17 protein-coding genes are annotated in these 19,953 nt (G+C 63.9%); 9 read left to right on the plus strand and 8 right to left on the minus strand.

Annotation, left to right across the window (positions count from 1 at the left end; genetic code table 11):
• The gene (locus tag R2N11_RS05585; protein ID WP_316680442.1) at positions 1 to 1,557 is read right to left on the minus strand and encodes an MFS transporter; all 1,557 of its coding nucleotides are present in this window, start codon (positions 1,555 to 1,557) and stop codon (positions 1 to 3) included.
• A 73-nt stretch (positions 1,558 to 1,630) separates the two neighbouring features.
• Here R2N11_RS05585 and R2N11_RS05590 point away from each other — a divergent pair, with 73 nt between their 5' ends.
• From R2N11_RS05590 to R2N11_RS05600, 3 genes are all read left to right on the plus strand, one after another.
• A complete protein-coding gene (locus R2N11_RS05590) occupies positions 1,631 to 2,533 on the plus strand; it encodes a LysR family transcriptional regulator (protein WP_316680584.1) in 903 nt (300 codons plus the stop codon).
• Positions 2,534 to 2,597: 64 nt separating this feature from the next.
• Complete coding sequence (locus tag R2N11_RS05595; protein ID WP_199028337.1) at positions 2,598 to 3,566, plus strand: LysR family transcriptional regulator; 969 nt, start codon at positions 2,598 to 2,600, stop codon at positions 3,564 to 3,566.
• Positions 3,567 to 3,623: 57 nt separating this feature from the next.
• Positions 3,624 to 4,091: an MliC family protein gene (locus tag R2N11_RS05600; protein WP_316680443.1), complete on the plus strand. Its 468-nt coding sequence runs from the start codon at positions 3,624 to 3,626 to the stop codon at positions 4,089 to 4,091.
• Here R2N11_RS05600 and R2N11_RS05605 read toward each other — a convergent pair.
• The 5 genes from R2N11_RS05605 to R2N11_RS05625 all read right to left on the minus strand — a co-directional run bounded on the left by R2N11_RS05605 (position 4,088) and on the right by R2N11_RS05625 (position 8,866).
• Positions 4,088 to 5,050 (minus strand): MBL fold metallo-hydrolase, encoded by a 963-nt coding sequence (locus tag R2N11_RS05605; protein WP_316680444.1) that lies wholly within the window; start codon positions 5,048 to 5,050, stop codon positions 4,088 to 4,090. The two genes, R2N11_RS05600 and R2N11_RS05605, sit on opposite strands and share 4 nt — an antisense overlap.
• A gap of 38 nt (positions 5,051 to 5,088) precedes the next feature.
• Entirely contained in the window at positions 5,089 to 5,541 is a 453-nt protein-coding gene (locus tag R2N11_RS05610; protein WP_316680445.1) for a DUF192 domain-containing protein, read from the minus strand.
• Positions 5,542 to 5,632: 91 nt separating this feature from the next.
• A complete protein-coding gene (locus R2N11_RS05615; RefSeq protein WP_316680446.1) occupies positions 5,633 to 6,955 on the minus strand; it encodes a cytochrome-c peroxidase in 1,323 nt (440 codons plus the stop codon).
• Entirely contained in the window at positions 6,952 to 8,472 is a 1,521-nt protein-coding gene (locus R2N11_RS05620) for a metallophosphoesterase (protein WP_316680447.1), read from the minus strand. Before R2N11_RS05620 ends, R2N11_RS05615 begins: the two co-directional genes overlap by 4 nt.
• 184 nt (positions 8,473 to 8,656) lie before the next feature.
• Positions 8,657 to 8,866, minus strand: coding sequence for a hypothetical protein (locus R2N11_RS05625; RefSeq protein WP_021195779.1), 210 nt, complete (start codon positions 8,864 to 8,866; stop codon positions 8,657 to 8,659).
• A gap of 277 nt (positions 8,867 to 9,143) precedes the next feature.
• On the opposite strand from R2N11_RS05625, the gene R2N11_RS05630 reads away from it, so the two are divergent.
• Positions 9,144 to 9,611 carry a sugar dehydrogenase complex small subunit gene (locus R2N11_RS05630; RefSeq protein ID WP_316680448.1) on the plus strand — a complete coding sequence of 156 codons (468 nt, stop codon included), beginning with the start codon at positions 9,144 to 9,146 and terminating at the stop codon, positions 9,609 to 9,611.
• 242 nt (positions 9,612 to 9,853) lie between these two features.
• On the plus strand, positions 9,854 to 11,104 hold the full coding sequence (icd, locus tag R2N11_RS05635) for an NADP-dependent isocitrate dehydrogenase (protein WP_021195777.1): 1,251 nt from the start codon (positions 9,854 to 9,856) through the stop codon (positions 11,102 to 11,104).
• A 201-nt stretch (positions 11,105 to 11,305) separates the two neighbouring features.
• Here the strand turns inward: icd and R2N11_RS05640 are convergent, their stop codons facing one another.
• Complete coding sequence (locus tag R2N11_RS05640) at positions 11,306 to 11,980, minus strand: DsbA family oxidoreductase (protein WP_199029054.1); 675 nt, start codon at positions 11,978 to 11,980, stop codon at positions 11,306 to 11,308.
• Positions 11,981 to 12,132: 152 nt separating this feature from the next.
• Complete coding sequence (locus tag R2N11_RS05645; RefSeq protein ID WP_316680449.1) at positions 12,133 to 14,067, minus strand: SBBP repeat-containing protein; 1,935 nt, start codon at positions 14,065 to 14,067, stop codon at positions 12,133 to 12,135.
• A 391-nt stretch (positions 14,068 to 14,458) separates the two neighbouring features.
• Here R2N11_RS05645 and R2N11_RS05650 point away from each other — a divergent pair, with 391 nt between their 5' ends.
• From R2N11_RS05650 to R2N11_RS05665, 4 genes are all read left to right on the plus strand, one after another.
• A complete protein-coding gene (locus R2N11_RS05650) occupies positions 14,459 to 15,256 on the plus strand; it encodes a response regulator transcription factor (RefSeq protein WP_199029086.1) in 798 nt (265 codons plus the stop codon).
• Complete coding sequence (locus tag R2N11_RS05655; protein WP_316680450.1) at positions 15,253 to 18,000, plus strand: hybrid sensor histidine kinase/response regulator; 2,748 nt, start codon at positions 15,253 to 15,255, stop codon at positions 17,998 to 18,000. The genes R2N11_RS05650 and R2N11_RS05655 overlap by 4 nt, the downstream gene beginning before the upstream one ends.
• A 223-nt stretch (positions 18,001 to 18,223) precedes the next feature.
• Positions 18,224 to 18,400 (plus strand): cytochrome oxidase putative small subunit CydP, encoded by a 177-nt coding sequence (gene cydP / locus R2N11_RS05660; RefSeq protein ID WP_316680451.1) that lies wholly within the window; start codon positions 18,224 to 18,226, stop codon positions 18,398 to 18,400.
• Positions 18,397 to 19,953, plus strand: coding sequence for a cytochrome ubiquinol oxidase subunit I (locus R2N11_RS05665; RefSeq protein ID WP_199029048.1), 1,557 nt, complete (start codon positions 18,397 to 18,399; stop codon positions 19,951 to 19,953). Before cydP ends, R2N11_RS05665 begins: the two co-directional genes overlap by 4 nt.

The raw sequence follows: 19,953 nt of genomic DNA on the forward strand, positions 1-19,953 counted from the left end.
TTAGCGCAGCGACCGCTGCACCAGCACCACCACCGCCAACACGCCGCACGCGACCGCAAACCAACTGAACAGCTGCGTACCCGCCAGCAGCGTCGCCTGGCGGTCGATTTCGGCCGACAGGCTGGCCAGCCGCTGCGGCGTGAGCGGGTTGGCTGCCTGCAGGTCCGAGGTGAAGCGCGTGACATGCGCGACGATCAGCGAGCGCGATTCCGCCTGCTGCGTCTGCAGCGACACCACGGCCAGCCCCGTGCCCACCGCGGTGGCGAACTGGCGCGCGATGTTCTTCATCTGATAGCCGTGCGCGAAGTCTTCGCGGTCGAGATCGAGGTAGGTCATCATCGCGATCTGGATCATCACCGTCCCCGGCGTCATGCCTTCCAGGAACGACACGGGGAAGAACGCGTAGTCCGGCGCACCGGGCATCAGGCTCGTCGCCAGCAGCAATGCGGCCGCCGCATAGATGGCAAAGCCGATGGCGATAAAGCGGCGCTTGCGGAAGAAGAACGGCAGCCAGATCGTCATGACAACGGCCACCACGGTCGACACCGCGCCGCTGATCATCAGGAACAGCGTGGTGGTGCGGAACGTGAAGCCCAGCCCGCCTTGCGACACCGCCGGAAACAGGTACGACCAATACCCGCTCATCAGGTAATACACGCCGTAGAAGCCGATGCCCCACAGGTAGCGGCGGCCGCTCAGGCGCGAGAGATCGAGCCACGGGTCCGGGTGCGTGCGCAGGCGGTGGATGGCCAGCAGCAGCGCAGCGGCACCACCCAGTAGCAACAGCGGAATCACGGGCGATGCGGTCAGCCGGTTGTAGCGCAGCTCCGACAGGCCCATCAGGAACGACAACGCACCGATGGCGATGGCACCCACGCCAATCCAGTCCCATTCGCCATCTTCCGGCGGGGCCTCGTGCGGGCGGCGCGCGGCACGTGTGCGCGGCTGGTGGCGTTCCGGTGGCAGGAAGAACATCGCAATCCACGCGATCACGGCCAGCACCAGTTCCAGCCAGAAGATCACGCGCCATTCGCTGTATTCCAGCACCTCGGCACAGATCCACGGCGCGATGGTCGTCAGCCCGAACAGGCCGACGCTGAACATCAGCATGGGCGGGATGCGCTCGTCGGGCTCGGTGGTGAGCTGCACCAGAATGCGCGAAGCCGAGAACAGCCCGCCCGCGCCCAGGCCCTGGATGGTCCGGCCGATGACGAGTTCGCCAATATTGTTGGAGGTTGCGCAGACCACGCAGCCGATGCCGAACAGCACAATGCCCGCCAGCGCGAACATCCGGTAGCCCACGTGCGCGGCAATGCGGCCGATGGCCAGGTTGGCCACCACGGCTGCCACGGCATAGGCGGTGACGGCGTACAGATACGCATCGGGGCTGGCATGCACGCCGCCCTGGATATGCTGGCCCGCCACGGCCATCATCTGGGAAGAGACGAAATCGAGGCCCGTGGCCAGGCCCACCGCCAGGCCAAAAGCGTGGATGCGAGCCGAAGAGAAATGGGGAAACGCCCGCAGAGAGGCGGGCGGAAGGATTTGCAGCGACATGTGCCCGAGCATAAACTTGCCCGCCAGCCGGATAAACGGCCAACTCTAGGAACACTGTCCAGTCATGCGAACAATGGAGTGGAACGACTGGGAAACCTTCTGCCGCGTGGTGGAGGCCGGCAGCTTTACCGCCGCCGCCGAGGCTTTGGGCATTCCCAAATCGACCGCCAGCGCCGCTGTATCCCGGCTGGAGGCCGCGCTCGGTGTGCGGCTCATGACCCGCACCACGCGCCAGCTGCGCCTGACCGAGGCCGGCTCGCATTTCTACGATGACATCGCGCCACTGTTCGAGCGCCTGCGTGAAGTCCACGCCGACACCACTGCCGCCAGCGAGACCGTGGCCGGCACGCTGCGCATCGCCGCGCCGTACGAGGTGGGCGCGCAGCATCTGACCGAGCCGGTGTGCCGCACGCTGGAGAAGTATCCGCACCTCCAGATTCAGGTGCACATCTCGTGGGAGCAGCCGGATCTGCTGGCCAGCGGCTACGACATCGTCTTCGTGATGGTCGATCAGGTGTTGCCGGATTCGTCCTTGGTGGCGCGGCGTGTGGTGCTGATTCCGCGCGGTTTGTACGCGTCGCCGACCCTGCTGGCGGAACGCCCGCCGCTCAAGACGCCTGCCGATCTGGCGGGCTGGCCGTGCCTGTCCGGCCCCGACGATGCAAGCTGGGCCTTCCGCCCTGTCGGCGAACCCACGGCCGAGCCCATTGAAATTCCCATCCAGCCGCGCCTGCAGACCTTGAATGCCGAGATGCGTGCCCGCGCCGCCGTGCGTGGCCTGGGCGTGGCGCGCATGGCGCGCTCCGTGGGTGATACGGAAGTCGCTGCCGGCCGTCTGGTGCGCGTGCTGCCCGATTTCGAACTGACGGCGTTGCGCGTCTACGCGCTGATGCCGGCCCGTAAGCTGGTGCCGCGCAAGGTACGTGTGTTCCTGGATGCGCTGGAGGCAGAGGGCGCGCCGGCCAAGCCTGCCTAGCCGGAGACCGGCGCCGGATGTCACAATCGGCGCTTTCAGACTCGGATTGTGAGGATCGGCGGCCATGCGTTTGCGCCAGATCGAAGTCTTCCGCGCGGTGATGCTGGTCGGCACAGTCAGCGAAGCGGCGCGCATGCTGAACGTGTCGCAGCCGGTGGTGACGCGTGTGCTGCAGCATACCGAACTGCAGCTCGGCTTTCGCCTGTTCGATCGCACCAAGGGCCGCTTGCAGCCCACCGCGGAGGCGTTTGAACTGTTCTCCGAGGTCGAGCGCCTGTATCAGGAGGTCGAGCGCGTACGGCGCGTGTCGGCCAACCTGCGGCACAAGGGGGCAGGGCGCCTGCGCGTGGCGGCCACGCCCAGCCTGGCACCGAGCATCCTCGCGCCCGCCGTGCGGCGTTTCTCGCAGCGGCATCCCGATACGCTGGTGCGCGTGTTCACACACCACACGGCTGAGATCGTGCAGGGCCTGCTCTCCCAAGATATCGATGTGGGCTTCGCCTTTGCGCCACCCGTGCATCCCGCCATCAGCACCAGGCCCGTTGCGCAGGGCCGCATCCTGCTGGCCGCGCCGCGCGCCTGGGTAGGCGGCAAGACGGATGGCCGGGCGCTGCACAAGCTCGTCGCGGAGAAGCCGTTCATCGGGCTGGAAGATCAGATCTCGCTCGGCTCGCTGGTCGGGCAGACGCTGGCGCGCGGCGGGCTGGCACCGCAATCGACGCTGGAGGTGCAGACGTATTCGCTGGCGCGCTCGCTGGTGGAAGAGTCATTGGGCGTAACGATGCTCGATCAGTTCACGGCTGCGACTGGCAGCATGGACCGCATCGCGCTCTTCGCGCTGGAGCCGGCGCAGACGTTTGAGGTGCGCGCCATGCGTGCCGAGCACCATGCACCGTCTTCGCTGGCGGATAGCCTGGTGCAATGCTTTGCCGAAGCCGCCCGTGCGTTGTCTGATGAGTTACCGCAACGCCTGGAGCCGACGCCGTTTGTCCTCAAGACCGGTGCAAACGTGGACGCTGCCGCAGCCGACTAACTTTTTTGTCGCACGCGCGTCTAACGGGTTCTGTTGACCTTGCAAGGAGACTGATCGATGCGACGTTCTGCAACTGCTTTGATCTTTGGCGTGGCGTTGTCTGCCAGTGTTTTCAGCGGCGTGGCCGTGGCGCAGCAATCGCCGGTGCCTGGCATGTCGTCTGAGGATCTGAACACCGCGCTCGACTTTGCCAAGGCCGGCCTGAACAAGGCCATCGACCAGGCGCGTGCCTACACGGCATTGCCGATCAAGGACCCGCGCGATGTGCGCTACACCTGCGAGGGTGGCAAGACGCTGACCGTGAAATACATGACAGTGGGGGAGTCACCGCTGGCTTCCATCGTGCTCGACGGCAAGACACTCGTCTTCGCCAATGTGATTGCAGCCTCGGGTGCCCGCTATGCGTCGGGCCCGTACGTCTGGTGGACGAAGGGCCCCACCGGCTTCCTTGTCGATGAGACCCTGCCCAGCAATCGCAACATGCTCTACCGCGATTGCAATGAGGCTACGAGCGGCCGTCCTTAAACTTCGAGCAGATCGCGCCCCACAATGATCTCGCCCTTGAAGTGCGGGCGCACGGCGTCCAGCCACACCGAATCTTCCAGGAACGGATAGCCGCCCGGCACGAAGTGCGACAGCACCAGCGTCTTCACCTTGGCTTCGGTGGCGATGCGGCCGACGTCTTCGGTAGACGTGTGGCTCGCCAGCAGATGCTCGCGCAGCGTCTTGGCGTTGGGCTCGGTGGAGAGCAGCTTGTCGAGCGAGGGCAGGTGCATCACTTCGTGCACGAGCACATCCGCGCCGTAGGCCAGGCGCACGAGGTTTTCGCTCGGCGCCGTATCGCCCGAGATGACGATGGAGCGGTCCGCCGCATCAAAGCGGAACGCAAATGCCGGCGATACCGGTGGGTGCTTGACCAGTGCGCTCGTCACTTTCACGTTGGCGTCTTGCATGACCAGCCCGCCTTCGGTCAGTTCGTGCGGGTGGATCATCGGCGCCAGCGGCGGGCGGCCTTCGTCGGCGATGCGGGTGCGGATGTCGTAGTCGTACAGATCTAGGAACTTGGTCGTCATCGAGGCCAGCGGGGGCGGGCCCCAGGCATCGACGGGGCCGGTCAGGTCGGTGGCCCAGGCGAGCAGCATCAGCGTGCCGTAGTCGGCGTTGTGGTCAGAGTGCTGGTGCGTGATGAAGACGTGGCGGATGGCCTTGAGCTTGAGCCCGGCACTCACGTACTGGCGCCCCACGCCGTTGCCGCAATCGACCACGTACGACACGCCGTTGATGACGATCACCTGGGCCGGCGCCGAGCGATTCTTCTTGGGCGTTGGCCCGCCGCCGGTGCCCAGCAGGATCAGCCGCGTGCCCTTGGGCGCGTCAGCCGCCGAGGCTGCCAGCGGCCAGCCTGCGGAAGCTGCACCGGCGCTTACCGCCAGCGCGCCAGCTTGCCGCATCCAGCGGCGACGGTTGTTGTCGAAAGCGTGCATGCGGCGGTCTCCTCTCTGTTGTTATCGGTACTCGCGCTTTAGCGGGGCAGCCCACCTACCTTCATGCCGGGCTTGATCCCCTTGCGTGCGAACCAGCCTTTGTTCATTTCCAGCGCATAGACACCGGCCTTGGTCGGGCAGTGGTTGTCTTCCGTCTGCGGCTTCATCTCAGCAATGTCGGAGATGGTGCCGTCGTCGGTGATGAAGGCGATCGACAGCGGCAGGTCGGTGTTCTTCATCCAGAAGCAATGGCCGGCGGATTCATCAAACACGAATAGCATGCCGGCCGTGTCGGGCATGGTCTTGCGGAACATCAGGCCGGTCTCGCGAGATTGCGGGGTGGCGGCCACTTCCGCCTTGATCTTGTACATGCCCATGGTCAGGTCGACGACGGGCAGGCCGGTTTGTGGGCCGGTGGGCGTTTGCGCAAATGCGCCGGTGGTGGCAACGGCCACAGACAGCGCGGCAAGCAGGCGGGACAGGGTGGTCATGGAGGGAGCGGGTTAGAAACGAAACGCTCCATGATCGGTACTCGGCCAGCCGCCGTCAATGAGACAGCGGCGCATGCTGGCAACGAAGTTGTTACCGCGAGTTTGTCGCGCGCGCGACAGCTTTGGCCGCATGTGCCGAGCGCGCTTTGTCCGCTGCTGGATCAGGCATCAGCGCCACGTAGCGCGCATCGGTGAGCGTGCGCAGGAAGGCGACGATGTCGTCGATCTCGTCTTCCGTCAGCGCCGGCGTGGTCCCAGGGCGGCGGTTCATTGGCACGGCGTTCACGTTGATGTTGCCCTGGTACTTGGCGGGCACATCGTCAAAGCGCAGGGGTGTTCCCTTCGTGCCCGGGTACCACTGCACCGGGTTGGTCGACCTCGTGGCGTAGAAGGCCACCGTGTCGCGCAGCGTGCGGAACACGCCGTTGTGCATGAAGGTCTGGCGCACCGCCACGTTGCGCAGGCCGGCCGTGCGGAAGTACCCGCACCACTGGTCGGGCTCGGGCCACTTGAGCTTGTGGGCGGTCTGGCAGAGGCCGACGTCGAAGTGCTTGGCGTCTTTGTTGGCGGGCAGCAGCGGATTGCGCGGCACGGCAATGGCGTCGTAGCCGAAATCGGTGAACAGCGAACGCTCGGGCCGCGACGACGATTCCACCATCAGGTGGCACGACGCGCAGTTGCCCTTGTCCGGGTTGCGGAACAGGGCAAGGCCGCGCATCTCGGCGGCGGAGAGCGGCGTGCGCTTGCGTAAAAAATCATCGAAGCGCGAGCTGAACGGCGCCATCTCGTCGCTCTGGAAGTAGGCCTCCAGCGCCTTGCCCAGTACGCCAATGAGGCGTTCCGGGTTGCGCACCGCCTCGGCGCCGAACTGCTTTGTCAGCGCTTGGCCTAGGTCGGTGCCGGCCACCTTGCGCTGCAAGGCGCGCGGCGACGGGTTGCCCATCTCATCGGGGCTGAACAGCGGGCCGCGGATCTGCTCGGCGATGGTGTTGGCGCGGCCATCGGCAAAGAAGCCGCCAAACGGCGAGGGGAAGCTCGCGTCGTCGTCCTGGAAGAAATAGCGCTGCGGGAGGTAGCGCAGGTACAGCAGCGACGGCGCGTTGCGCGCCGCCACGTGCCCCGGGCGGCTGCCAGCCGGCACGCCGATGCGCAGCGCCTCGCCGGCCAGCGTGGGCGCGAAGGCGCGCCCCGGGTCATGGCAGGTTGCACACGAGGTGCCTTGCGGCTCCGATAGCCGTGGGTCAAAGAACACCCGCTTGCCGAGCGCGACGAGGTTCGGGTCCGGCTTGAACGAGGTCGACTCGGCAGGCGGCGGCACGGCGTCCAGCTTGGGCGTCATGCCGATCGATTCGGCCGCCGCCGCACCCGAGAAGAGTGCGGCAGCCACCAACAGCGCAGTGCTCAGGTTTTTCAAGGTGCAACGAAGCCCGTCTTGTCGCACACCAGGCTGGAGCCGTTCTGCGTGCAGGTGGTCAGCAGCTTGCCGTTGACGGTGTAGGCCTTGAACAGCCAGCCCTTGGCGGGTGCCGGCTTGCGGTCCATCACCATGAACCCGAACGAGTTGTTGTGCGAGATGCTGCCCACCGTCACGCCAGAGGCCGGGCTGATGGCCGGGAACGGATCCGGCAGGGCCACGTCCAGCGAATCGCCAGCATTGCCCGCCACGATGGTCGCCGGGTGGTTGCTGGTGAAGTTGATGGCCTGGAAGTCATGCACGTGACCATGCAGCGCGACCTGCACGCCCGGCGGGTAGTAGGCCGTTGCGTTCAGGCTGTTCATGACCGACAGCAGCGCGGCATTGCCGCCCAGTGGCGTGCTGCCCGCGATGGGCACGAAGCCCAGGATCGGGTGGTGGTTGGTGAAGATCGACATCACGCCCGGCTTGGCGGCCAGCGTGCCCACCGTACTGAACTGCTTCTGGTAGGTTTGGAACCACGGGTCGTTGGTTGCCAGCGCCGTCGTACCCACCTTGGCCGAATCGAACACGATGACTTGCGTGTCAGTGCCGATGGCGACGGCGTACGGGTCCGATGCGTTCGCACCGTTGTCGTTGGCCGGGTTGTCGCACGAGCGGGCGGCAGAGTAGGGGCGCGGGTCCAGGAAGCGGAACCAGCCCTGGCCGGCGCGTGCGCATTCTTCATGGTTGCCGCGCACGAGCACCCACGGGGCGGCGGCCATCAGCGGAGCGGCGGGCTGGAACAGGTCGGATTGCCACGTATCCCAGCCATAGCCCCAGGGGCTGCCCTGGCAGCCGGCTACGTCGGGCGGGCAGGCGTTTTCACGGTAGTGGTAGTCGCCCACGTGCAGGACGAGGTCGGGGTTCATCGTTGCGGCCGTGGCGGCAGCGGTAGCGAACGGCCATGACAGCGGATCGTTACACGACTGGAACGTGTTGCTCGACTTCTTCATCCGGCAGCCGGTGTCCGCCAGGATCACCACGCGCTGCGGGTTGGCCTTGGGCAGCGGCAGCACGCGTGCGCCAATCGACGCGGCCTTTGCCGTGGAAGGCACCGTGGCCTCGCAGGCATTCACCGGGAAGGCCGAAGCTTTCGAATCGCTGGCGGCGCTGGCCGTGGTGCGCTGCGCAGGTGTGCCGGCGGCCACGCGCAGGCTCATGCGCGTGGAGGTGCCGTCCACCGTCAGCAGCGGGCAGACCGAGTTGTCCGCCGGGGAGGCGCTGTTCGTATACGTGGTGACCGCACGCACGACAGCCTGGTTGCTATCACCAATCTCAACCCATGCGGCCTGGATATTGCTGTCGCTGGTGGCGGCATCAGCCGGGGCGACCGGCGATGAGGTGAGCGGTGCCGAATCGGACGACGAGCCGCCGCAGCCGGCTATTACGGCAGCGGCGGTCAGTGCGGCAAGTGTGACCATCGTGAACACGGTGCGCTTGCGCCGCACCGGAGCGAACATCGATCGAATTTCCATTGCGCCTTCCCTGATTCTTGTTGTGAGGAAGGCGCAAGGTACCCAAGACAGATGGCGCTATTTTGACAGCCCCGCATGCGGGCTCAGGGAAATTGCAAAAAGTGCAGGCGAAAAAAAAGCAGACGCATAAGCATCTGCTTTTTCGGTATCAGCCGAGCCGCGAAGGCCCGGCAGAAACACCAACTTATTGCTTGGCAGCGTCAGCAGCCGGAGCAGCAGCGTCAGCCTTCTTGGCGGCCTTCTTGTGCTTCTTGGCGTGCTTCTTGGCCTTAGCCGGAGCCTTTTCAGCGGCAGCCGGAGCAGCAGCAGCGTCAGCAGCCGGAGCTGCCGGGGTTTGTGCGTACACACCAGCAGCGAACAGGCCGGCGATCAGGGCAGCGATCAGCTTCTTCATGGTGAATCCTTTTATTGATCAGTGAGTTAACCAACGACCCGCTAAATGAGTCATCTGCAATAACGCAGGCCGTTACGGGCGCGTTGACACGTCGCATCGATTTTTTTTTTGAGGTATTGAGGCGCAGAGGGCAGCGTGCGGATCGGGATGTGGCGTATGTTGCGCCGCGCAAAAAAGATGCCTGACATTCGAGCCCGGCCGATCGGGTTTCGGACGTATCCGATTGGACGAAACCGGCCCGGCCCCGAGAATCGCTCGGACTCTCCCAAGATCCGCCGTGCCGCTCCCTCCGCTGCTCTCCCATCCCCTAAAACCTGCCCGATTCACCCGTCGCGACTTTCTCTTTGGCGGCGGGGTGCTGGCAATGCTGGCCGTCACACTGGGCTTGCGTCGGGCGCCCGATCAGGCTGTCTCCAGCCTGGACGATTTCATGCTCGTGTCACAGACGCTCGCTGGCCAACCGCTCGACCGCCGTGTGGGGCTGAATTGTTTCAGCAGTCTGTACCGGGCAGATGCCCGTTTCGTCGACCACGTCCAGACTCTGGCGTGGCTGGTGCGCCGTCATCCTGGGTTGAACGGTGCAGGCCTGATTGGCTTGCTGGAAACCGATCGCCAGATGGAGTTGCGCGCCGCCGTCGGCCGGCTAGTCGACGCCTGGACCGTCCAGGCTGGCGCCACTCCCGCGCTGGTCGATGCCCGCAGCCTGATTGAACGCGCCTCCGGTACCACTCAGCCCAGCAGTTGACTTGCCGTTTCGCCATGTGCGCGACTGTGGCGGATGGTGAAATTTTCCGGCATAATGCGAAATTAACTCTTGTGTCTTATATAAGAGTTATGGTTTGTGCGGTGCACCGTGAGAGTGTCATCGCAGCCCGCTAGAATCACCAGTTCATTGCAGCGTGCCACCCTGGCCAACCCTGGGTGGCACGCTGTGCTGTCAACCCCCACCGTCCACCCGCTTACCTGCGGTCTGCACTGGAGTCGTCCATGTATCAACACATCAAGGTCCCGGCCGGCGAGAAGATCACCGTCAACCAAGACTTCTCCCTGAACGTCCCCAACAACCCCATCATTCCCTACATCGAGGGTGACGGCACCGGCTTCGACATCACCCCGGTGATGATCAAGGTGGTGGACGCAGCCGTTGAAAAGGCCTACGCCGGCAAGCGCAAGATCTCGTGGATGGAAATCTACGCTGGCGAGAAGTCGACCAAGGTGTATGGCCCGGACGTGTGGCTGCCGGAAGAAACCCTGCAAGTCCTGAAGGACTACGTGGTGTCCATCAAGGGCCCGCTGACGACGCCGGTGGGCGGCGGCATCCGTTCGCTGAACGTGGCGCTGCGCCAGGAGCTGGACCTGTACGTCTGCCTGCGCCCGGTGCGCTACTTCAAGGGCGTGCCTTCGCCGGTTAAGGAGCCGGAGAAGACCGACATGGTCATCTTCCGTGAGAACTCGGAAGACATCTACGCCGGCATCGAATTTGAAGCCGAGAGCGAAAAGGCCAAGAAGCTGATCAAGATTCTGCAGGACGAGTTTGGCGTCAAGAAGATCCGCTTCCCGGAAACCTCGGGTATCGGCGTCAAGCCGGTTTCGCGCGAAGGCACAGAGCGCCTGGTGCGCAAGGCCATCCAGTACGCGATCGACAACGACAAGCCGTCCGTCACGATCGTGCACAAGGGCAACATCATGAAGTTCACGGAAGGTGGTTTCCGTGACTGGGCCTACGCGCTGGCACAGAAGGAATTCGGCGCCGAGCTGATCGACGGCGGCCCGTGGTGCAAGTTCAAGAACCCGAAGACGGGCAAGGAAATCGTCGTCAAGGACGCGATTGCCGACGCCTTCCTGCAGCAGATCCTGCTGCGTCCGGCCGAATACTCGGTGGTGGCGACGCTGAACCTGAACGGCGACTACATCTCCGACGCCCTGGCTGCGCAAGTTGGCGGTATCGGTATCGCCCCGGGCGCCAACCTGTCGGATTCGGTTGCAATGTTCGAAGCCACCCACGGCACGGCACCGAAGTACGCTGGCAAGGACTACGTGAACCCGGGTTCCGAAATCCTGTCGGCCGAAATGATGCTGCGCCACATGGGCTGGACGGAAGCCGCTGACCTGATCATCTCGTCGATCGAGAAGTCGATCCTGTCGAAGAAGGTCACGTATGACTTCGCCCGCCTGCTGGAAGGCGCGACGCAAGTGTCGTGCTCGGGCTTTGGTCAGGTGATGATCGACAATATGTAAGCATGCGCCTCGCGGCTTCGGCCGTGATGCAAAGAAAAACCCCGACAGCTTTGGCTGGCCGGGGTTTTTTGTTTCGTGCGGTATTGGACCGGACGCCGGTGGCGCAATCGCTGCGGTTGCTCGCCTAGCGCGGGAGATCGCATGCCGTGCTCGTGCTAGATACCGGCCACTAGCTGCGCGTTGGCTGGCCGGGGATCTTCATTACGCCGACTCGTCAACGGCTCGCTGCATGCTGCTCAGCAGGGCATCTACCGAACGCGCACCCGATACGGTCTCCGTGCCATTGAAGACGAAATGGGGCGTGGCCAGTATCTCCCCCTTCATTGGGCGCCCACGCCGCGTCGGCTTCCGCGTGGCTGGGGGGCGGTTGCGGAGGTCGTCCAGGCACGCCAGCAGGGTCTGTGGTTTTACACCGCATTCCAAGCCCAGCCGCTCCAGCACCTGCAAGTCGCCAATGTCCGCACCCTCTGCAAAAAAGGCCTTGAATAGGCGATCGACTAGCACGAACGTTTCCGTGGTGGTGCCGTGTGCGGTCATGCAGCCGATCAGGCCGTGCGCTGCGGTGGTGTTGGGCAAGACACTGATGCGCTTGAAGTCGAACGTGACACCCGCGGCATGCCCAGCGTGCTGTATCTGCTCGCGCCGCAATGCTGCCGAGGTGGGGCCGCCTGATCGGCTCAGATAGAACGATTGGTAAGAGGCGCCAGCAAGCGGTGTGTCTGGGAGTAACGGGTGTGCACGCCAGTGCACCGCGGGCTCAATGGCCGGGTGCAGTTGCAGGAATTCGCGCAGGGCGGCTTCCAGATTGCGTGTGCCGATCCAACTCCACGGACAGATGAGATCGAAGAATACGTTGATGCTCAGGAGACGCGTCATGCTGTCAGTCATTCGCAGGGTTGCGGGCGCAGTCATGCCGGTAGTGAAGAAAAAACGAGGAGGTCACCCTCCTCGAAAGTGTGCCGGGGAGGAGAGAGGGTCATCTCCTCCTCGGTACGGGGTTGTTTCGAACGCGCGGCAGATGCCGCCGCTCACTGCCGGGGCAGGGCGGTGCCGTCGGCATAGCCGCTCGAATTGACGATACCCGCCAGGGTCGATACGTTGCCGGCCGGGGTGATCATGCGGATCAGGGAGCCATTGTTATCCGCCACGTACAGGTTGCCGTTGCTGTCCATGGTGATGCCTGCGGGATAGTCGAATTGGGCATTTATCCCCAGGCCGTCCACGCTGCCGTTGGTGCCAACGGGGGAGCCGGCCAACGTGGTCACCACGCCGGCGGCCGTGACCTTGCGGATGGTCTGGCCCTTGTTCTCCGTCACGTAGATGTTGCCGTTGCCATCGACGACGAGAAATTTCGGCTGGTTGAACGCCGCTGCGGTTCCGGTGCCATCGGTATGCGCGCACACCCCAGAGCCGGCCAGCGTGGTCACCACGCCAGCGGATGTGACCTTACGGATATGGCAGCCCTGTCCTTCGGCCACGTACAGCGTGCCATTTCCATCAATGGCGAGACCTTGCGGACTGTTGAAACTGGCTGCGGTGCCCGTGCCATCCAGACTGCTGTTGGCACCGGAGCCGGCCAGTGTGGCGACGACGCCGGCGGGTGTGATTTTGAGCAGGAGGTTGGTGCCAGAATCCACCACATAGACGTTGCCGGCTGTATCGACGGCAATGCCATTGGGCGTGCTGAAGGAGGGGCCGGGGCCGGCCAGGGTGGTCACCACACCGGCAGGTGTGATCTTGCGGATAGTCTGGCCGATATCGGCCACATAGAGGTTACCGGCACTGTCGGCGGTGATGCCCACCGGCACGACGAAGCTGGCTGCTGTCCCGGCCCCATCTTTCTCGGCGTGCGTACCGGAGCCGGCAAACGTCGACACCACACCGGTCGGGGTGATCTTGCGGATTCTGGCGTTAGCTCCATCGGACACGAAGAGATTGCCGCTGCCGTCGATGGTCATCCCGAGCGGTCCGTCGAACTGCGCCGTGGATTGGAAGTTGAGGATGATCTTGACGGATTGCTGCAACGAGCCAGCCGTGGCTGTGACGGTGGCCACATCGTTGATGGTTGTGTCGGCTGGGTCAGGGGTATACGTCACCGTGGCACCTGTGGAGGCGCTCAGGCTACCGCGTCCACTTGTGAGGGCCCACTGCACGGTGGCAGCTGAATGAGCGATGGTTGCCGTCAAGGACACCGGGGCGCCAGCAGGCGTGGTAGCGGCAACGGAAGGTGACACCGACAGCGTGGCGCTTGGCATGACCGAGATCGTCGCGCTGAACGGCGCGCTGCTGCCATCGGTGGCGCTGATGGTGGCAACCGTTGCGGTGGACAGCGTGGCGGGCGGCGTGTATGTGGCACTGCCATCGGCATTGACCGTGATGTTGCCGACCGAAGCCATCCACTTCAGCGTGCCGTGGCTGATCGTTGATGGCACGGTGAGCGTAACGCTGCCGCCGCCGGCCTGTACCGAGGGGCTGCTCAGTATCAGCGTCTTCTCGCTCGCTGGCTTGAGCATGATGCTGACGGATTCGGTACGGCCGCCTGCGGCAACGGAGATGACGACCGGCGTGTCGCTGGTGACGGCTCCTGGCGTAAAGATGGCGTTATGGCCCTGCATGCCACTGAGCGCGCCGACGGTATTTGGAGCAGACCAGATTGGCGCGCCGTTGGTGAACTGCGGCGAAACGGACAGCGCAATCGGCGCATCACCCACGTACCACGTGACCTGGCTGGCCACCGGGTTCAGCACAGCTGCGTGCACGGTGATCGTCTTTGAGACGGTGGTGCCGCCCGCAACGGCCGTAATGGTGACCTGCGTATCAGCCGGTACGGTCGGCGGTGGCATGTAGGTGACGGTGGTGCCCTGTGTTGCGCTCAGCGAGCCCGGGCCGGTCAACGACCAGGTGGCCGCGCTATTGGCGGTGAGGACCATCTGACTGCCGCCGCCAAAAGTGTCCAGGCCCATGAGGCTGTCAACGGAGAGCGGGGTGGCCGGTGAAGTCGTGGCGATCGGCTCGGCGGGGGAGGAGTCGCCTCCACATGCCGGCAATAGAACCGTGGAGGCGCAGAGCAACGCGCCACTCAGCGCGATCGGGTATCTGAACATGGCAATTCGGGAATGGAATGAAGAAGCAAGACGATGTGTTTGCACCGCGACCAAAGCCGCGCGTGCCACATACGAAGGCAACTTATCGCGTGTGAGTGGGGGTGTGGCGGCCACGAGTTTTGCGCGGCGGCACGATTGTTTTGCGGGCGGGAAAAATCTTGGTCGGGCGGCAATCAGCGCAAAAACTTTAGCGTGCGAGGCGCCGGAGATCGCCGCCAATTTCTGCCCGGAGCGTGCTTTAATCGCGCCCATGGCTGACGACACTCCCGTCTCTCTCTCTTCAGATCCGTTGCGCGGACAGCGCATCCTGGTCGTCGACGATGTCGACGAAAGCCGCATGCTGCTGGTGGATTTTCTGCAGCGCCGGGGTTGTCGCGTCTACATTGCGCGCGACGGTCAGGATGGCGTTCAGAAGGCGCAGAGTGTGCGGCCCGACCTGATCCTGATGGACATTCGCATGCCGGTGTGCGACGGCATGACTGCGTGCAGGCTGCTCAAGGCCAATCCGGCCACGCGGGCCATTCCGCTGATCTTTCTGACCTCTGCAGCGTTGCCGGAGGAGCGCGTGGCGGGGCTGGCAGCGGGCGCTGTGGACTACGTGACCAAGCCCTTCGACTTTGAAGAGGTGCGCCTGCGTTTGTGCATTCACCTCAAGCCCATCGCCATGCCAAGCGGTGCGCCAACGGAAGGCGATGTGAACGCAGCCTCAAGCACGCTGGATGCGATTCTGTATCGGGCGACACGCAAGCTGCTGCTTGAGCGGCTTGGAGAAACGCCCAGCCTGGTGGAATTGGCGGCTGCAGTCGGCACCAATGCGCGCCGGCTGAATGGGGCATTCAAACAATGCGTTGGCGTGACCGTGTTCGATTTTCTGCGCGAGGAGCGTATGAAGGAGGCGCGGCGCATGTTGTCCGAGACTGCGCTCGACGTGCAGACGATTTCTCGGGAGCTGGGTTACAGCAGCGCAGCCAATTTCTCCACCGCATTTCGTGACCGCTTTGGCCTGCCGCCGAGTCAGTTCCGGCAGGGTTCTGGCGGCAACACGTGAGCGCTCGCACATCCGCTGTCACAGCGTGGCGCCCGGGTTTGCGCTGGGCGATATGCGTGACGCTGGTGATGGGGCTGTTCATCTGGGTGTTCGGCCAATCAGCCTGGGCTACGCCTGTTGACGTGGGGCAGGCCGAGGGCAGAGGTGATAAGCCCGTTGCGCTGCTGTCTCATCTGTCCGTGCTGGAAGACAAGACCGGTCAGATGGATCTCGGAGCGGCGATGGCCAGCACCGGCTGGGCAGCCATTGCCGGCGAAACCTTGAACCCGGGCTATACCGCCTCCCGATTCTGGTTGAAAGGAACGCTCTACAACAGCGGCGCACAGCCGGTTACGCGCTGGCTGGCGGTCGGCCCCGCGCGGTTGGAGTCGGTTGACTATTTTCGGCTCGCGCCGGGTGGGCATGCCGTGCTCGAAACGATTCTGAGCGGCAATCGTCTGCCACTGGATGCCCGACCCGTCACGGCCATGATTCCGGTTTTCCCGATCACGCTGGCCCCGGGCGAGCAGATGACGTTTGCCTTGCGGCTCCACAGCCGGTCAGCAGTCGACATCAATCCCGAACTCTGGGAGCCCGCTGCATTCCGGCAACAGGAAGGTTTTGACTTGATGCTGCAGGCATTCCTGGTCGGGCCCGCATTGATGCTGGCGCTGTACGCGTTGATCCAGGGGTGGTCGGGGCGTGACCGCAGCTTCCTGTTGCTGTTCGGGTGGATCTGCCTGGCTGTGCTCTACAGCATGGCTATTCAGGGGTATCTGTATCGCTACATCCTGCAGGCTGGTGGCGCGTGGGTGCTGCGTGCGCCCTCAACGCTGGGTGTGCTCACCAACGTGTTCTACGCCGCGGCAACCATGACCTTTGTGGGGTTGGGGTGCGTCGCAGCGTGGAAGTGGACCTACCGTATCGTCATTGTGCTTCTGCTGGTCGGGTGTGCCTGGACCATGCTGGGGGACTACCGTGCCGGGGCTGTTTATTCCAACGTCGTGGTTGGTGTGTTCAATGTGTTGTGGGCGATCTCGATGGTAGATGCCTGGCGTCGAGGTCTGCCCAACGCACGGCTGTTCATTTTGACTTTCGGCGTGGTGTGGGCCGTACAACTGGTGGGGCTGCTGGAGTTCCACGGTATTCTGAACCGCGGCTGGCACGCCGGCCTGGGCTTGTCCTGGCTGGTGGAACTGGCGACGCTGCTGATGATGGGGGCGCTGGTCATCCAGCGCTCGCGGGAGCGGTCCACCGCGCACGCCGCGATCCAGCAGGCACTGCTGGATGCCAAGAGCCAGGAGCAGCTCAAACTGGAGCACGCCGTCGTCGAGCGTACGCAGGAATTGCGCACGGCACTCATTGATGCTGACGAAGCGAACCGCGCCAAGACCGACTTTCTCGCCCGCATCAGCCATGATCTGCGAACACCGTTGACGTCGATCATCGGCTTTGCCGAGCTGGTGCAGACGGCGGGTCAGGAGAACGCAGAGCGAGGCCGGATCATCGGCCGCAGTGCCCGGCACATGCTCGCCATGGTCAATGACCTGATCGACTACGCACGCGGTGGTGAGCCCGATGCATTGCACAGTGCGCCGGTCTACGTGCATGCCCTGCTCGATGCGGTTGTGCAGGAGGGTGCTGAACTGGCGCGACGCCGCGGCAATCAGTTCAGCTTCCGTATCGAGCGTCCGTTGCCGCCCGTGCTGGAGCTGGATGCGAAGGGCCTGCGGCGGGTGCTCGGCAATCTGCTGGACAACGCAACCAAGTACACCACCGATGGCCGTATCGAACTCCTGATCGACTGTGAGGGCGAGGCCGGGATCGCACACCCGGTACGGCTGACATTCATCGTCAAGGACACCGGGCCGGGTATCGCCGCCAAAGATCAGCAACGCATCTTCGAACCCTTTCAGCGGTTGGACACGGCGCGCACGCAGCCTGGCACCGGGCTGGGATTGGCGATCGTCCGGCAATGGATCGAGCGTATGGGCGGTTCGCTGAAGATCGACAGCGCGCTGGGTGCCGGCACGTCGATGCGCCTGGAGGTGAGTGCAACAGTCGCCACCGAAGATGCGGTCTCGCGTCACCACGTTGCCGACATTGGCGCGGTTGTGCCCAGCATCGACGGCAGCGGCCTGCGCATCTGGATTGCAGAGGACACGGCGGACATCCGCCGCTTGCTTGCCGACGAGTTGTCGAGCCTGGGCTTTACTGTCGAGACCGCGTCGGACGGTGTCTCGATCATCGAGCGGATGACGCAGGCGGGTGACGCCCGCCCCGATCTCGTATTGACCGACTACCTGATGCCTGGCGCCGATGGTATTGCCGTGCTGCTGGCTGCGCGGCAATACCTGCCTGGGGTTCCAGTGGTGGTCCTGTCGGCGATTCCGCAACCAGCGTCGGCCAGCGACGATCCTGCAGCGCCCGAGTTTGATGCCTCTCTGCTCAAGCCGATCAATCTGGCCGAGTTGCAGGAGACCCTGATGCGCTTGCTGGGGCTGCAACGGCTCCCACCGGTGGTGGACGCTTCAGAGGTGGTGCCACTGGTAGACCCGCCTCCGCAAGCGTGCGCTGTTGCGCTGGCATTGATCGACTTGGGTGCGATCTCGGATCTGATCGACTGGGCCGATGCGCTGCGTTCCGAATACCCGCAATGCGACGCGTTTGCCATGCGAGTCCGTCAACTGGCCACCCGTGGCGATTTGGCCGGGCTGCAGCGGCTTTGCAGCCCAACAACCGATGAGGCTTGCGGCCACGAGTGATGGAGCGGGGCCAATTGCAGTGTGGCAGTGCGGTTTTCCACCGAAAACCCCAAGGCAGAAACGCGCTTGCGGGCGTGCACGTAGCAAATGCATCACAGGCTTCCTGAGGAATCGTTTGCCAGTCCCGCACGGGATGACTAGACTGCCCCTCATGTGACTTTCTGTGCCACCGGCAGGAAGCTCCGCCGATGGTACTGGCTGCACTCTCGATCGCCCCGACCCCGTGAGCCCCAACGACCGCCGACTCCTCCGCCATCTGCTCGTCATCGTCACCATCAAGGTGATGGTGTTGGGCGCGCTGTGGTGGGTGTTCGTGCGGGACGTCCGCGTGCCGGTCGATGCCGAGCGTGCCGCCGATCGTCTTGGCATGACACCACCAGCGCAGGGAGGGCATCCGTGATATCCGAGCACTTGGTCGATCTATCCAGGCTGCAGTTTGCGGCCACGGCGTTGTACCACTTCCTGTTCGTGCCGCTTACGCTGGGCATGGTCTGGCTGCTGGTCATCATGGAGAGCGTCTACGTGATGACCAACAAGGTCATCTGGAAAGACATGACGCGCTTCTGGGGCAAGCTGTTCGGCATCAACTTTGCGCTGGGCGTGACCACCGGCATCACGCTCGAATTCCAGTTCGGCACCAACTGGGCGTACTACTCGCACTACGTGGGCGACATTTTCGGGGCGCCGCTGGCCATTGAGGGGTTGATGGCGTTCTTTCTGGAATCCACCTTCATCGGCCTGTTCTTCTTCGGGTGGGATCGCCTCACCAAGACACAGCACTTGTTGGTGACGACGCTCATGGCGATCGGCACCAACCTCTCCGCGCTGTGGATCCTGATCGCCAATGGCTGGATGCAAAACCCGGTGGGTGCCGACTTCAACTGGCAGACCATGCGCATGGAGATGTCGGACTTCTGGGCCGTCGTCTTCAATCCGGTGGCGCAGGCCAAGTTCGTGCATACGGTGTCTGCCGGCTACGTGACGGGCGCGATGTTCGTGTTGTCGATTTCGAGCTGGTATCTGCTGCGTGGGCGCGATGTGGAATTCGCGCGGCGCAGCTTCCGTGTGGCAGCGGCATTTGGGCTTGCCAGCGTGTGCTCGGTGATCGTGCTGGGTGACGAATCCGGCTATACGGTGGGCGAAGCGCAGGAAACCAAGATGGCCGCCATCGAAGCCATGTGGGAAACCGAGCCCGCGCCGGCCAGCTTCAACATGATCGCGTCGATCAACCAGCGCGAGCAGAAGAACGACTGGGCGGTCGAGATTCCCTATGTGATGGGCCTGATTGGCACACGCTCCGTGTCGAAGCAGATTCCGGGTATCCACGAGATCAAGGTGCGCAATCGCGGCCGCATTGTCAGTGGCATCGAAGCGGTGGCCGCGCTGGAAACGCTGCGCAAGAACCCGGACGATGCCGCTGCCCACCAGACGCTGCAGATCCACCAGCAGGATCTGGGCTTCGGTCTGCTGCTCAAGAAGTACGTGACCGATGTGCGGCAAGCCACGCCCGAGATCATCGACAAGGCTGTCGACGACACCGTGCCGCGCGTATGGCCGATGTTCTGGGGTTTCCGCGCCATGGTTGGATTGGGCTTCCTGATGCTGGCGCTGTTTGGCCTGTCGTTCTGGAGCACGCTGCGGCCGCAACGCAAGGCGCCGGCTTGGCTGCTGCGCTGGGCACTGTGGATGCTGCCCGCACCGTGGCTTGCTGCAGAGCTTGGCTGGGTCGTCGCCGAGTACGGCCGCCAGCCGTGGACGATCTACGGCGTATTGCCCACGCACCTGAGCGTTTCGACGCTGAGTGAGGCCAGCCTGTACGGCTCGCTGGCAGGATTTATTGGTTTCTACACGCTGCTGTTGATTGTCGAGATGTACCTGATGATCAAGTTTGCGCGGCAGGGCCCCGGCAGCCTCGGCACCGGTCGCTACGATTTCGAAGCCGCCCACGCTTGA

Source organism: Ralstonia flaminis, from assembly GCF_958415495.1.
In the GTDB taxonomy this organism is placed as follows: Bacteria; Pseudomonadota; Gammaproteobacteria; order Burkholderiales; family Burkholderiaceae; genus Ralstonia; species Ralstonia flaminis.

What these genes read in the sequence shown, in the direction of transcription:
- R2N11_RS05595 (WP_199028337.1), top strand. Translation starts at nt 2,598, where the DNA reads ATGCGTTTGCGCCAGATCGAAGTCTTCCGCGCGGTGATGCTGGTCGGC.
- icd (WP_021195777.1), top strand. Translation starts at nt 9,854, where the DNA reads ATGTATCAACACATCAAGGTCCCGGCCGGCGAGAAGATCACCGTCAAC.
- R2N11_RS05590 (WP_316680584.1), top strand. Translation starts at nt 1,631, where the DNA reads ATGGAGTGGAACGACTGGGAAACCTTCTGCCGCGTGGTGGAGGCCGGC.
- R2N11_RS05620 (WP_316680447.1), bottom strand. Translation starts at nt 8,472, where the DNA reads ATGGAAATTCGATCGATGTTCGCTCCGGTGCGGCGCAAGCGCACCGTG.
- R2N11_RS05605 (WP_316680444.1), bottom strand. Translation starts at nt 5,050, where the DNA reads ATGCACGCTTTCGACAACAACCGTCGCCGCTGGATGCGGCAAGCTGGC.
- R2N11_RS05610 (WP_316680445.1), bottom strand. Translation starts at nt 5,541, where the DNA reads ATGACCACCCTGTCCCGCCTGCTTGCCGCGCTGTCTGTGGCCGTTGCC.
- R2N11_RS05625 (WP_021195779.1), bottom strand. Translation starts at nt 8,866, where the DNA reads ATGAAGAAGCTGATCGCTGCCCTGATCGCCGGCCTGTTCGCTGCTGGT.
- R2N11_RS05645 (WP_316680449.1), bottom strand. Translation starts at nt 14,067, where the DNA reads ATGGGCCTGGACACTTTTGGCGGCGGCAGTCAGATGGTCCTCACCGCC.
- R2N11_RS05650 (WP_199029086.1), top strand. Translation starts at nt 14,459, where the DNA reads ATGGCTGACGACACTCCCGTCTCTCTCTCTTCAGATCCGTTGCGCGGA.
- R2N11_RS05585 (WP_316680442.1), bottom strand. Translation starts at nt 1,557, where the DNA reads ATGTCGCTGCAAATCCTTCCGCCCGCCTCTCTGCGGGCGTTTCCCCAT.
- R2N11_RS05600 (WP_316680443.1), top strand. Translation starts at nt 3,624, where the DNA reads ATGCGACGTTCTGCAACTGCTTTGATCTTTGGCGTGGCGTTGTCTGCC.
- R2N11_RS05640 (WP_199029054.1), bottom strand. Translation starts at nt 11,980, where the DNA reads ATGACGCGTCTCCTGAGCATCAACGTATTCTTCGATCTCATCTGTCCG.